Origin of the sequence: Amycolatopsis sp. M39 (genome assembly GCF_001651785.1) — a bacterium.
GTDB lineage: Bacteria > Actinomycetota > Actinomycetes > Mycobacteriales > Pseudonocardiaceae > Amycolatopsis > Amycolatopsis rubida.
The window spans coordinates 645,065-657,478 of record NZ_LWSF01000001.1 but is presented as its reverse complement, the minus strand read 5'-3'; the positions used below and the strand labels follow the sequence as shown (position 1 = coordinate 657,478).

At 69.3% G+C, this 12,414-nt stretch carries 13 protein-coding genes; 7 read left to right on the top strand and 6 right to left on the bottom strand.

Features of this window, described 5'->3' with window-relative positions; genetic code table 11:
* Window positions 1-7: 7 nt before the first annotated feature.
* Window positions 8-1,219, bottom strand: a complete 1,212-nt coding sequence (locus tag A4R44_RS03085) for an acetyl-CoA C-acetyltransferase (RefSeq protein WP_067576168.1) — start codon at window positions 1,217-1,219, stop codon at window positions 8-10.
* Between the two features lie 159 nt (window positions 1,220-1,378).
* On the opposite strand from A4R44_RS03085, the gene A4R44_RS03080 reads away from it, so the two are divergent.
* The 4 genes from A4R44_RS03080 to A4R44_RS03070 all read left to right on the top strand — a co-directional run bounded on the left by A4R44_RS03080 (window position 1,379) and on the right by A4R44_RS03070 (window position 5,424).
* Window positions 1,379-2,560, top strand: coding sequence for a TetR/AcrR family transcriptional regulator (locus A4R44_RS03080; RefSeq protein WP_067576166.1), 1,182 nt, complete (start codon window positions 1,379-1,381; stop codon window positions 2,558-2,560).
* A 62-nt stretch (window positions 2,561-2,622) separates the two neighbouring features.
* The gene (locus A4R44_RS47730) at window positions 2,623-2,784 is read left to right on the top strand and encodes a hypothetical protein (protein ID WP_157904810.1); all 162 of its coding nucleotides are present in this window, start codon (window positions 2,623-2,625) and stop codon (window positions 2,782-2,784) included.
* Between the two features lie 63 nt (window positions 2,785-2,847).
* Window positions 2,848-4,143 (top strand): acyl-CoA dehydrogenase family protein, encoded by a 1,296-nt coding sequence (locus A4R44_RS03075; protein ID WP_067576164.1) that lies wholly within the window; start codon window positions 2,848-2,850, stop codon window positions 4,141-4,143.
* Window positions 4,144-4,212: 69 nt separating this feature from the next.
* Window positions 4,213-5,424 (top strand): acyl-CoA dehydrogenase family protein, encoded by a 1,212-nt coding sequence (locus A4R44_RS03070; RefSeq protein WP_067576163.1) that lies wholly within the window; start codon window positions 4,213-4,215, stop codon window positions 5,422-5,424.
* A 69-nt stretch (window positions 5,425-5,493) separates the two neighbouring features.
* Here the strand turns inward: A4R44_RS03070 and A4R44_RS03065 are convergent, their stop codons facing one another.
* Window positions 5,494-5,850 carry a helix-turn-helix domain-containing protein gene (locus A4R44_RS03065; protein ID WP_067576161.1) on the bottom strand — a complete coding sequence of 119 codons (357 nt, stop codon included), beginning with the start codon at window positions 5,848-5,850 and terminating at the stop codon, window positions 5,494-5,496.
* 75 nt (window positions 5,851-5,925) lie between these two features.
* Here A4R44_RS03065 and A4R44_RS03060 point away from each other — a divergent pair, with 75 nt between their 5' ends.
* Both A4R44_RS03060 and A4R44_RS03055 read left to right on the top strand, forming a co-directional pair.
* On the top strand, window positions 5,926-6,858 hold the full coding sequence (locus A4R44_RS03060; protein ID WP_067576159.1) for an NADP-dependent oxidoreductase: 933 nt from the start codon (window positions 5,926-5,928) through the stop codon (window positions 6,856-6,858).
* A 271-nt stretch (window positions 6,859-7,129) separates the two neighbouring features.
* Window positions 7,130-8,569 carry an alpha/beta hydrolase gene (locus A4R44_RS03055; RefSeq protein ID WP_067576157.1) on the top strand — a complete coding sequence of 480 codons (1,440 nt, stop codon included), beginning with the start codon at window positions 7,130-7,132 and terminating at the stop codon, window positions 8,567-8,569.
* Here A4R44_RS03055 and A4R44_RS03050 read toward each other — a convergent pair.
* Complete coding sequence (locus tag A4R44_RS03050) at window positions 8,566-9,513, bottom strand: NADPH:quinone reductase (protein WP_067576586.1); 948 nt, start codon at window positions 9,511-9,513, stop codon at window positions 8,566-8,568. The two genes, A4R44_RS03055 and A4R44_RS03050, sit on opposite strands and share 4 nt — an antisense overlap.
* Window positions 9,514-9,621: 108 nt before the next feature.
* On the opposite strand from A4R44_RS03050, the gene A4R44_RS47725 reads away from it, so the two are divergent.
* Window positions 9,622-9,780: a hypothetical protein gene (locus A4R44_RS47725; protein ID WP_157904809.1), complete on the top strand. Its 159-nt coding sequence runs from the start codon at window positions 9,622-9,624 to the stop codon at window positions 9,778-9,780.
* On the opposite strand, the gene A4R44_RS03045 is transcribed toward A4R44_RS47725, so the two are convergent.
* The 3 genes from A4R44_RS03045 to A4R44_RS03035 all read right to left on the bottom strand — a co-directional run bounded on the left by A4R44_RS03045 (window position 9,773) and on the right by A4R44_RS03035 (window position 12,368).
* Window positions 9,773-10,828: an alpha/beta fold hydrolase gene (locus tag A4R44_RS03045; RefSeq protein WP_067576155.1), complete on the bottom strand. Its 1,056-nt coding sequence runs from the start codon at window positions 10,826-10,828 to the stop codon at window positions 9,773-9,775. The genes A4R44_RS47725 and A4R44_RS03045 overlap by 8 nt on opposite strands.
* A 103-nt stretch (window positions 10,829-10,931) precedes the next feature.
* Window positions 10,932-11,798: an SDR family oxidoreductase gene (locus A4R44_RS03040; RefSeq protein WP_067576153.1), complete on the bottom strand. Its 867-nt coding sequence runs from the start codon at window positions 11,796-11,798 to the stop codon at window positions 10,932-10,934.
* Between the two features lie 60 nt (window positions 11,799-11,858).
* The gene (locus A4R44_RS03035; protein WP_067576151.1) at window positions 11,859-12,368 is read right to left on the bottom strand and encodes a GNAT family N-acetyltransferase; all 510 of its coding nucleotides are present in this window, start codon (window positions 12,366-12,368) and stop codon (window positions 11,859-11,861) included.
* Window positions 12,369-12,414: the final 46 nt, after the last annotated feature.

The following is a 12,414-nucleotide window of genomic DNA, read 5'->3' as shown; positions in this document are numbered from 1 at the left end:
TCGGTCCTCACACCCGCTCGATGATGGTCGCGACGCCCATGCCGCCGCCGATGCACAGGGTCACCAGGGCCCGGCGCGCCTCGCGGCGTTCCAGCTCGTCGACCACGGTGCCGACCAGCATCGCGCCGGTCGCGCCGAGCGGGTGGCCCATGGCGATGGCGCCGCCGTTGACGTTGATCTTCTCGTCCGGCAGGTCGAAGTCCTTCTGCCACTTGAGCACGACGGACGCGAACGCCTCGTTGAGCTCCCACAGGTCGATGTCGTCCGGGGTCAGGCCCGCGGTCTTCAGCACCTTTTCGGTGGCGGGCGTCGGACCGGTCAGCATGATCGTCGGCTCGGAGCCGATCGAGGCGGTGGCGACGATGCGCGCCCGCGGCGTGAGACCGGCCCGCTTGCCCGCTTCCTCGCTGCCGACCAGGACGATGGCCGAGCCGTCGACGATGCCGGAGGAGTTGCCGCCGGTGTGCACGTGGTCGATCTTCTCGACCTGGTGGTACTTCTGGAGCGCGACGGCGTCGAAGCCGCCCATCTCGCCGATCGTGGTGAAGGCGGGCTTGAGCTTCGCCAGACCCTCCACAGTGGACCCCGGACGGCGGTGTTCGTCGTGGTCGAGGATCGTGACGCCGTTCATGTCCTTCACCGGCACCACGGACTTGGCGAAGTAGCCGCCGGACCAGGCCGCCTCGGCCTTCTCCTGTGAACGGACCGCGAAGGCGTCAACGTCCTCGCGGGAGAAGCCCTCCATCGTCGCGATCAGATCCGCGCCGATGCCCTGCGGGGCGATGTAGTGGTCGTAGGCCGTGGCCGGGTCCATGAACAGCGCGCCGCCGTCGGAACCCATCGGCACGCGCGACATCGACTCCACGCCGCCCGCGATGACCAGCTGGTCCCAGCCGGAGCGGACCTTCTGCGCCGCGACGTTCGTGGCTTCGAGCCCGGACGCGCAGAACCGGTTGAGCTGCACGCCCGCGACCGTCTGCGGCAGGCCCGCGACGAGCGCGGCGGTGCGCGCGATGTCCGCGCCCTGCTCGCCCACCGGGGACACGACGCCGAGCACGATGTCGTCGATCGCCTGCGGATCGAGGTTCGGGTGGCGGACCTTCAGCTCCTGAATGAGGCCGACCACCAAGTCGACCGGCTTGGTGCCGTGCAGGGCACCGCCCTTGTTCTTGCCCCGGGGCGTGCGCAACGCCTCGTAGATGTAGGCCTCGCTACTCACTGAACACTCCTCCGCGAAGCGGCATGGTTGGACACTGCGGTGTATCTCGCCGCCGACTATACCGGCCAGTAGGTGCTAATCGCCATTAACATAAGCCCGATGAACCCCATGGTGTCAATGGGTTGCCGTAGTTTCGATAGGCGCTATGGTCAGTTCACCATGAGTACGTCTCCCGCTCGCGGCACGCGGCCTCGCGACCGCAAGGCCCAGCTCGCCGCCGTCGCGGCCGAGCTGTTTCGCGCGCGGGGGTTCCACGGCGTCGCGGTCATCGACATCGCCGCCGCGGCGGGCGTGACCGGACCCGCGCTGTACCGGCATTTCGCCGACAAGCAGGCGATCCTCGCCTACGTCGTGCTCGCCGGGATCGACGACATGGAGTCGGCCACCGCGGCCGCGCTCGCCGATTCCGCGCCGCCGCTTTCCCAGCTGGACGCCCTGCTCACCGGCCTCGCGACGCAGGCGGTCGAACGCCGGGAGATCGCCGCGCTGTGGCGCTGGGAAGGTCCGCATCTGCCGCGCGAGCAGCGCCGGGAGATCCGCCGCCGGTCCGGCGCGGTGCTCGGCGCGTGGACGAAAGCTCTGCTCACGCTGCGTCCGGAACTGTCCGCGGACGAGGCCGAGCTGCTGTGTTGGGCCGCGCTGTCGGTGTTCGGGAGCGTCGCGGTGCACCACACGTCGGTGGCGCGCAAACGCTTCGTGCCGCTGCTGGCCGAACTGGCTCAGACTGTGCTCGACGTCTCACTGCCGGCCCCGGACGAGCCCGCGCCGCCGGTCGCGAGCAGCCTCGGCACGCCGTCCCGGCGCGAGCAGGTGCTGACCGCCGCGACCGGGCTCTTCGCCGAACGCGGCTTCCACACGGTGAGCATGGAAGACATCGGCGCGGCGGCGGGCATCGCCGGGCCCAGCGTGTACCGGCACTTCCCCAGCAAGGCCGCGCTGATGGTCGCGATCGGACACCGCGCCGCCGATCGGCTCGCGCTGGCGGCCGAACAGGCGCTGCAAGCCCCGGACGAACGGTCCGCACTGGGCAGGCTCGCCGCGTCGTACGTGCATATTCTGCTGCGCACGCCGGAATTGCTGGTGTCCTTCACCGCGGACCGCGCGACCATGCCGCAGCGGGACAAAGCCGATCTGCGCCGGGTTCAGCGCGACTACGTCGATCAGTGGGTTTCCTTGCTGTGCACGGTGTTTCCGGAGCTTCCGGCACGCGAGGCGAAGATCCGGGTGCACGCCGCGCTGACCATCGCGAACGATCTCAGCCGGACTGGGCGGATCAAGAGCAGGCCGCATCTGCAGACGGAGCTGACGACGGTGCTGCACGCGGTTCTCGGGCTCGGCTGAGGTTTGGGAATATCCAGCTTCGTCGGGTCACGCGGGCATGTGGCGTCGGCGAGGGACTGCTGGTGCCGCGGTGGTGCTGGTGCAGCTACGTGCCCGCGGCCTCGCCGCTGGTCGTCACGGCCTCGGTCCCGCTGCTCATCGCGTTCGAACGCACGTCGCTCACCCGGCCGGCCGGTCGCCGGGTGAGCCGGGCCGCACTGGCGGATTCCGGATCGCCACGCTAACCTACTCGTGAGTAGGTAACGCGAGGGAGATGCTGCATGGCTGCGCCAAGGAAACGAGACGCGATGGGCCTCGGCCTGGCCGCGCTCACCCGGTTGGCCGGGAGCAAGGCGATCGACCGGGTCGGGCTGCGCGGGCCGGTGCAGAACCTGGTCAAGACAGGAACCCGCGGCGGCTTCCGCGCGGCGGGGGCGGCGACCAGGTCGTTCACCTCGGTCCAGCGGCTGGGCAAACCGGCGCGGCTGGCGAAGCCGGACGACCGCGGGCTGTTCGACCTGACGCCGGACGAGGACCAGAAGCTCATCGTCGAGACGGTCAGCGAGTTCGCCGCCGAACAGCTGCGTCCGGCGGCCGCGGACGCCGACGAGAAGCTCGCCGCGCCGGAGGGCCTGCTCAGCCGCGCGGCCGAACTGGGCGTCAGCCTCATCGGTATTCCAGAAGAGCTGGGCGGCGCGGGAACTGAGCGTTCGGTCGTGACGAACGCGCTGGTCGCGGAGGCGCTCGCGCACGGCGACCTCGGACTGGCGGTGGCCGTGCTGGCCCCGTCCGCGGTGAGCACCGCACTGGTCGCGTGGGGCGACGAGCAGCAGCAAGCCGACTACGTGCCCGCGTTCACCGGCGAGCAGGTGCCCGCCGCGGCGCTCGCGCTGCTGGAGCGGACGCCGTTGTTCGACCCGTTCAAGCCCGCCACCAAGGCGAAGCGCACCCCGAAGGGCTATCAGCTCGACGGCGTGAAGTCGCTCGTCCCGCGTGCGGCGGAGGCCGAGCTGTTCATTGTCTCGGCCGATCTGGAAGGCCGCGGACCGGCGCTGTTCCTGGTCGAATCGTCCAGCGCGGGCGTGACGATCGAGTCCGAGCCCGCGATGGGGCTGCGCGGCGCGGCCACCGGGAAACTGCACCTGGAGAAGGTTTCGCTGCCCGCGGGCGCGCTGCTCGGCGGCGGCAAGGCGGACGTGTTCACCGAGGTGGTCCGGCTTTCCCGGCTCGGCTGGGCGGCGCTCGCCGCCGGTGTCGGCAAGGCCGTGCTGGACTACGTGGTGCCTTACGTGAACGAGCGCACCGCGTTCGGCGAACCGATCAGCCACCGGCAGGCGGTCGCGTTCTCGGTGGCGGACATCGCGATCGAGCTGGAGGGCCTGCGCCTGGTCACGCTGCGCGCGGCCGCCCGGGCCGAACAGGGCAAGGAATACGCGCGGGAAGCGGCGCTCGCCCGCAAGCTCGCGACGGACAAGGGCATGCAGATCGGCAACGCCGGCGTGCAACTGCTGGGCGGGCACGGGTTCGTGAAGGAGCACCCGGTGGAGCGCTGGTACCGCGACCTGCGGGCGATCGGCGTGCTGGAAGGCGCCGTCCTCCTCTGACTCGTGAGTGTTCATCCCGGTTCTCACCGGCATCGCCACTCACGACCCCCTCCGAAAGGCACCCCCCTCATGATCAACCTGGAAACCCCGAAGAAAGCCGGCGCCCTGATCAACCAGGCGTACCAGGCCGCGGCCGAGGTGTTCCGGCCGATCTCGCGCAAGTACGACCGCGCCGAGCACACCTATCCGTCCGAATTGGACATGTTCGCCGCGCTGCTGGACGGCCTGAACTCCTCCGGCGAAGGCGGCGCGGGCGCGGCCGGGGTGCGCCGGTCCGGAAAGGACGACGGCCCCAAGGGAAACCGCAACGGCGCCAACCTGAACGTGGTGCTCGGCACGATCGAAATGTGCTGGGGCGACGTCGGCCTGCTGCTGTCCATGCCGCGCCAGGGCCTCGGCAACGCCGCGATCGGCTCCGTGGCGACCGACGAGCAGCTTGAGCGCTTCAAGGGCCTGTGGGCCGCGATGGCGATCACCGAACCCGGCTGCGGTTCGGACTCGGCCGCCATCACCACCACGGCCACCCAGGACGGCGACGACTACATCCTGAACGGCGAAAAGATCTTCGTGACCTCCGGCCAGCGCGCCGACGCCGTCGTGGTCTGGGCGACGCTGGACCGCACGAAGGGCCGCGCCGCGATCAAGTCGTTCGTGGTGGAGAAGGGCACGCCCGGTTTCGAGGTCGTGCGCGTGGAACACAAACTGGGCATCCGCGCGTCCGACACCGCCGTGCTGCGCTTCGAGAACTGCCGCGTTCCGCGCGAAAACCTCCTGGGCACGCCGGAAATCGACACGGCCAAGGGGTTCGCCGGGGTCATGCAGACCTTCGACAACACCCGCCCGCTGGTAGCCGCGATGGCGATCGGCGTCGCCCGCGCGGCACTGGACGAAACCCGCCGCATCCTGACCGAAGCCGGCGTCGGCATCGACTACGACCGTCCGGCGTTGACCCAGCACGCCGCGGCGGCGACGTTCCTGCAGTTGGAGGCGGATTACGAGGCCGCGTATCTGCTGACGCTGGAGTCGGCTTGGATGGCGGACAACCGTCAGCCGAACTCGCTGCAGGCTTCGATGGCCAAGGCCAAGGCGGGGCGGACGGTGGTCGAGGTGACGCTGAAGTGTGTTGAACTCGCCGGGTCGTACGGGTACACGGAGGAATCGCTGCTGGAGAAGTGGTCCCGGGATGCCAAGATCCTGGACATCTTCGAGGGTACGCAGCAGATTCAGCAGTTGATCGTGGCTCGGCGGGTGCTGGGGAAGACTTCGGCGCAGTTGAAGTAGTTATGCGGCAAGGGGAAGCCGCTCGGGCGTTTCGACCGGGCGGCTTTCTCGTGTCCAGACACTCAGCGCTCAGCCGTGCGCAGCGTCCAGCGCATCCAGAACCGCGTCCCCATTCGCCCGGGCCCACTCCGTCAGGGTATGGATCGGCTCGATCAGCGTCGCTCCCAGCGGCGTCAGTTCGTACTCGACCCGCGGCGGTGCCTCCGCATACGCCTGGCGGCGAACGAGCCCGTGCGCTTCGAGCCGGCGCAGGGTCTGGGTGAGCATCTTTCGGGAGATGCCGCCGATCAGCTCGACCAGGTCGCCGTGGCGGACCGGGCCCTCGCTGAGGCCCGCGAGCACGACCACGGTCCACTTGTCGGCGATCAGCTCTACTGCCAGCCGCGCCGGGCAGTCGGCGAGGAAGATGCCGCGGGAACCGCTCATGGCGGCCAAGGTACCCGCAGGTACCTATCGCAATCCTAGCCTGGTTCTCGTATCCCTCCAGAAACCAGGAGAGTCATGCGAGTCATCACCCAGCAGAAGCTCGGCGGCCCCGAAGTGCTCACGGTCGCGGACGCGCCCGAACCCCGGGCCTTGCCGACCGAAGTCCTCGTGCGCGTCAAGGCGATCGGGCTCAATCCGTTGGAGGCGCGGCTGCGCGACGGCGAGTTCCCGTTGCTCGGCCAGCCGCCGTTCGTCCTCGGCTGGGACCTCAGCGGCGTGGTCGAAGAGGCGTTGACCTGGCGGTTCCGGCCTGGTGACGAAGTGTTCGGGATGCCGTTGTTTCCCCGTGCGGCCAACGCGTACGCCGAGGCGGTGGCTGCTCCGGCCTTGCATCTCGTCGGCAAGCCGAAGGAGCTTTCGCACGTCGAGGCCGCGGCGTTGCCGGTCGTCGGGCTGACGGCGTGGCAGGGCCTGGTCGACCTCGGCGGCGTGGCGGCGGGCGATCGCGTTCTGGTCCACGGCGGTGGCGGCGGGGTCGGGCACGTCGCGATCCAGATCGCGAAAGCCCTTGGCGCGCAGGTGCTTACGACGGCCAGCGAGAGCAAGCGCGAGTTCGTCGAGGGGCTCGGTGCCGATGAAGTCATCGACTACACGAAGGTCGACTTCGCCGAGGTGGTCCGCGACATCGACGTTGTACTCGACACCCTCGGCGGCGACACCGTCGAGCGGTCGCTCGGAGTGCTCCGCCCAGGAGGGCATCTGGTGACGGCGGTCGCCGAGGAGGACACAGAGCTGATCGGGAGGTTCGAGGCGGCGGGCATGCGCTTCAGCGGCATCGCGGTCGACCCGGATCCGGTCGGTCTGCGCAACCTCGTCGCACTCGTGGACCAGGGCAAGCTCCGCGTCCACGTGCAGGAGACGTTCCCGTTCGAGCGCGTCGCCGACGCGCATCGCCTGCTCGACGGCGGTCACCTGCAGGGCAAAGTGGTTCTCACGCTGAACTCGTAGATCTCTCCCAGCCCGCCGCACTTCGGGCAGATCTTCCGGTCTCGGTCCATGCCGGAGCCCAGGCATTCCGGGCAGGTCTTCGGTCGCATCTCGCACCTCGCGCATCGCGGCGATTGGTTTGTCACGGGCGCTTGTACCTGTTGGCAATTGCTTACGCCAGTGACACCGCGTCATTGCCTTCCGGCCGGAATGTCACGGCGGAGCGATGACGCGGCGGCACTGGCCGCTGGCCCCGGATTCCGATGAAATCGGGAGGAGGAAAGGGGATCCAATGCGGAAAGTCCTGTTGCTCGCCACCGTCGCCGCGATCGCGGCGACTACGGCACCGGCGGCGTCAGCATCCACAGCGATCGAGTGGGGAGCGTGCCCGGCCGACGCGCATCCAGCTCCGGGGCTGCAATGCACGACACTCAAGGTGCCAGTGAACTACCAGGATCCGGACGGGCGCAAGATCGATCTCGCGATCTCCCGCCTGCCCAGCAAGAATCCGGCGAAGAAGCGCGGGGTGCTGTTGCTCAACCCAGGCGGTCCGGGCGGCGAAGGGCTGAGCTATCCCGGCGTCCTGTCGCTTCAGGTGCCGGGGATTCCGTCGCCGATGCCGAAGGACGTGCTCGACAGCTACGACCTCATCGGCTTCGATCCGCGCGGGGTCGGGCACAGTGCGCCGGTTACCTGCGATCTCACGCCGGAACAGATGGCGATCGGGAACTTGCCGTACGCCAACGGACCGCAAGACGTCGTGAAGCAGGCAGCCGTGGCGAAGGCGGAGGCCAAACAGTGCGCTGACGCCAAAACCGGCTGGATGCTGCCCTACACCACCACGGCGAACACCGCGCGCGACATGGACCGGATCCGCGAGGCGTTGGGCGAGCAGAAGATCTCCTACCTGGGCGCGTCGTACGGGACCTACCTCGGCGCGGTGTACACCACGATGTACCCGCGGCGCAGCGACCGGATCGTGCTCGACAGCAACCTCGGACCGGGCGGTTACGACATCGACGCGATGCACGGCTTCGGCCGGGGAATCGAGGATCGCTTCCCCGATTTCGCGAAGTACGCCGCGGCGAATCCGCAGTACGGTCTCGGCAGCACGCCAGCGCAGGCGACGGCGAAGTTCTACGACCTGGTCGCGCGGCTGGACCGGCATCCGGTCGCCGGGATCACCGGCGGGATCCTGCGCGGGGCGGCGTTTTCGTTGACCTACAGCGACTCTCAGTTCACGACGCTGGCCGCGATGATGCACGACCTTGACCAGGGCAAGGAACCGGCCCAAGAAGGACCGGCGGCGAGCGAGAACATGTTCGCCTCCCGGTTCGCGGTGATCTGCGGCGATTCGAACTGGCCGAAATCGATCGGAGCCTACCAGGTGAACGTGGCGCTCGACCGCGTCCGGTATCCGCTGATCGGGGCGGGCGAGGCGAACATCGCGGCGTGTGCGTACTGGGCCGCGCCGGTCGAGCAGAAGGTGCGGATCAGCGACCGCGGGCCGTCGAATGTGCTGATGGTGCAGAACACGCGCGACCCGGGCACGCCGCTGGTCAACGCACGCAAGCTGCGCGCGGCGTTCGGTGACCGGGCGCGGATGGTGACCGTCGACCAAGGCGGACACGGGGCTTACGTATTCGCGGCCAACAAGTGCGGGAACAACGCGGTGAACGAGTTCCTCACCACCGGAAAGCGGCCCGCGGCGGACGTTTTCTGCGCGGCTTAAACCTCCAGCACGATCCGGCCGCGCGCCTCGCCTGACTCCAGCAATCGGTGCGCTTCGGCGGCCGACGACAGAGTCAGGCGGGTACCGATCCGGGGACGCAGGATGCCGGTGGACAGGCCCTGGTTGATGACGCGAGCCGCGGAACCCAGCGCGGTGACACCGGCGTTGCTGAGGGCGAAACCGCGGATGCTGGCATCCCGGGTGTACAACTCGCCGATCGGCAGCGTCGGCGTCTCCCGCAGTCCGGCCATCGCCACGATGCGTCCGCCTCGGGACAACAGCGGCACTGCCGAGATCAGGTCGTGGCGGCCCGCGTTGTCCCACAACAGATCCACTGCGGGGAGTTTGTCGTAGAGGTCGGGATCGGTGTAGTCGAAAACCTCTTCGGCACCGCATTCCCAGCACCACTCCGCGTCGTCGGCGCGGGCGGTGGCGATGACGCGCAGGCCGGCGGTCGAAGCAAGTTGGACGACCGCGCTGCCGACGCCGCCGCCCGCGCCGAGCACCGCGATCGTCTCGCCGTAGCCGGCGTCGGCGTGCTCGAAGAGACCGAGATACGCCGTGGCGGCGGAGTGCAGGACGGCGACCGCGTCGTCAGAAACCCCGTCCGGCAACGCATACAGCCGGTCCTCGGGGACCGCGCAGTACTCGGCGAAGGAACCCTGCCGTCCGTCGTAGCCGAGGCTGTTGCACCACACTCGGTCGCCGGGGGCGAAGCGGTTGACCGGCGAGGAGACGACGGTGCCCACCAGATCCCGGCCGATGACGAACGGAAACGAAACGTCGGTGGCGTACGCGCCGGAACGGACGAAGGTGTCGACGTGGTTCACCGCCACCGCGGAGACTTTCACCAGCACCTCGCGCGGGCCGGGCACCGGGTCCGGGAGCGGGCCGATCTTGATCTCGGAACTGCTGCCGAGGGAGGTCACATATGCACCGATCACCGGCACACGGTACCGCCGGTTTTTCCCGGCTTCGCGCGGACATCGGATTGCTCTCCGCCGCGCGGAAATCCGCGGAACCGGCCTGAGCCGCTCGACCTGACCGCTCCGGTGGCACCGGCCGACCTCGAACAGGCCCGCATCTTCAGGTGGATCCAGGTCGCGCTGAGCGCGATCGGGCCGCTGCTGCCGCTGATTTTCGCCGGGCTCGCGGTGCGCACCCGCGACGTGCGGACCTGGTTCTTCCCGCCGCAGCCGTCGGTCAGCTGATCCGTTCGTCCAGGAACTCGTCCAGGTACCGCCAGGTCGTGCCCCGGGCCCGGCGTCCGGTGAGCACGCCGAGGTGCCCGCCGGGCGCGGTGCGGAACCGGACCTCCGGCGCGTTCTCCAGCAGCGCGACCACACGTTCCACCGACGCCCGCGGCGCGATGGTGTCGTTTTCGCCCGCCACCACGAGCATCGGCGTCTTCACGTCGGACAGGCTGATCTTGCGCCCGTTCAGGTCGACAGTGCCCTCGGCTAGGTCGTTGGTGCGGAACAGACGGTGGTACAGCTGGCCGAAGGTCCGCCCGGGGTAGGCGTACATGTTGCCCATGAAGTGGTCCACGGCCTCGATCTGCGCGAGGTAGTCGCGGTCGTCGAGGTTTTTCAGGATCGCCAGCGGTTTCGTGATCTCCTTGGAGATCCCGGTGGCGCGGAACACCCGGGTGACCACATAGGACGGTGCGCCGCCGAACACCCGGTACACCGGCGTGAGCAGATGCCCGCCGGTCAGGTCCACGAGCGGACGGAACGGCGCGACGATCGGGATCGCGGTGAAATCGACCGGCGAGCCGACCGCGGTGATCGATTCGATCGGCAGGTCCGGCTGGTCCGCGCTGACCAGCATGGAGAAGATCCCGCCGAGCGACCACGACACCAGGTGCACGCCCTGTCCGCCGGCGTCCTCGCTGACCTTCCGGATCGCCCTCGGCAGCACCTCGTCGATCCAGTGCTCGATGCCGAGGCGGCGGTCGGAGAAGGCGACCATGCCGTAATCCACCAGGTAGGTCGGGCGTCCGCGCTCGACCAGGTGCTCGATGAGGCTGCAGCCGCGGCGCAGGTCGAAGCACAGCGCGGGCGCGGCCAGCGGCGGCACCAGCAGCACCGGCGGGCCCGAGGTCTCGGCCGCGCCGTGCGTCATCCGGTACACCGACCGGTTCGGCCCCTGGTCGATCAGCACCCTCGGCATCGGCCGCAGATCGGCGACCCCACCCTGAAAAACCTTGCCCACGACATTGGCCGCCGCGGCAGCCAACCGGGCCGGTGGGGAAACCATTCAGCGCCTCCTGGAACTCGTCGTCTGCCGGGCATCTTGCCGTGCGCGCGGGCGCGGCATCAACACGCCACTCCCGCAAGCACCCGGCAAGCGCACGTGCGCCTCAGCCGCTCCCACCAGGCGGGACGGCCGACGGCGCGCTCCGGGCGGCCCGGCCCTCGTATTCGGCGCGCTCGGGCGAATGCGCGGCCGACGCGAGCAGCTGGTCGCCCCCGAGAGCGCGCATCAGCCATTCCCCGAACGCGCGCGGGAACAGCCGCGTGATCCGGCCGGTCAGATCGAGCGATTTCGGGACGAAGACGTCGAACTTCGGCCGCTCCAGCGCGTCGACGATCGCCGCCGCGACGTCGTCGGGCCCCACCGACTTGATGAACCGCGCCTCGCCCAGCCCCGACGCGAGTTCCGTGCGCACCACCGCGGGCATCACGCAGGACACCTCGACACCGGTGCCGCGCAGCTCCAGCCGCACCGCCTCGGACAGCCCGACCACTGCGTGTTTCGTAGCGCAGTACGTGGCCGCTCCGGAGAATCCGGACTTTCCAGCCATCGACGCCACGTTCACGATGTGTCCACGGCCGCGCGGCTTCATCCGCTTGACGGCCTCGCGCGTGCCGTGCACGACCGCGTGCACATTGATCTCCAGCAGCCGCCGCGTGGCCGCGTCGTCCTCCTCGTCCAGCGGCGAAAGCGGCATGATCCCGGCGTTGTTGATCAGCACGTCGATCGGCCCGACGGTGCGTTCGACGTCGTCCAGGAACGCGGTGAAGGCGGCCGGGTCGGTGACGTCCAGCGGCGACGCGACCACCTCCGGGACCAGCTCACCAGCGGTTTTCCCGGCGCGGACCCGGTCGAGGTCACCCAGCACCAGCCGGGAGCCGCGCCGGTGCAGCGCGGCGGCGGTGGCCGCCCCGATGCCCTGCGCGCCGCCCGTGACGACAACGACCTTTCCGGAGAGCGACTGCCTCGCCATGGCGGACTCCTCGGTCTATTGACACTTGGCCAATATCGTCCTCCGGACCAGTCCGGGCCGCTATCCCCCAACCCGTTGCTCAAGGACCTGCCCGAGCCAGCCGTCGACGGTGAACTGCTCGGCCGGCGTGAAGCCCTGGCTCTGGTAGTAGCGCGGCAGATCGCCATCGCCGCCCGCCCAGCAGTCGACGCGCACCAGGTCGATCCCGCGGCGTTTCGCCTCGTCCATCGAATGCCGCAGCAGCCGCGAGCCGACCCGTTGCCCGGTGAACTGGCGCGAGGTGATCAACAGCCGCACGTACAACTCGGGCTCGTCGACCGGCGGGACGTAGGGCATGGCTTGGCCGAGGATCAACGCGCCCGCGGGCTTTCCGTCGATCTCCGCCATCCGGAACTCGGGGTCCGCCGCGTACTCGCGCACTCGCTCGGCCCGCGTCGGGATCTTGCTCCACGGTTCGGTGCCCCATTGACCCGCGCTGCCGCGAGCGACCAGCCAGGCGACGGCGTCGTCGAAAAACCCCAGTACAACGTCTGCGTCTCCGGCGACCCCAGGCCGGATAGTGAACTCCATATGCCCACAATAGGGATTTCTCCGCAGCAGACACCGCGACAACCGT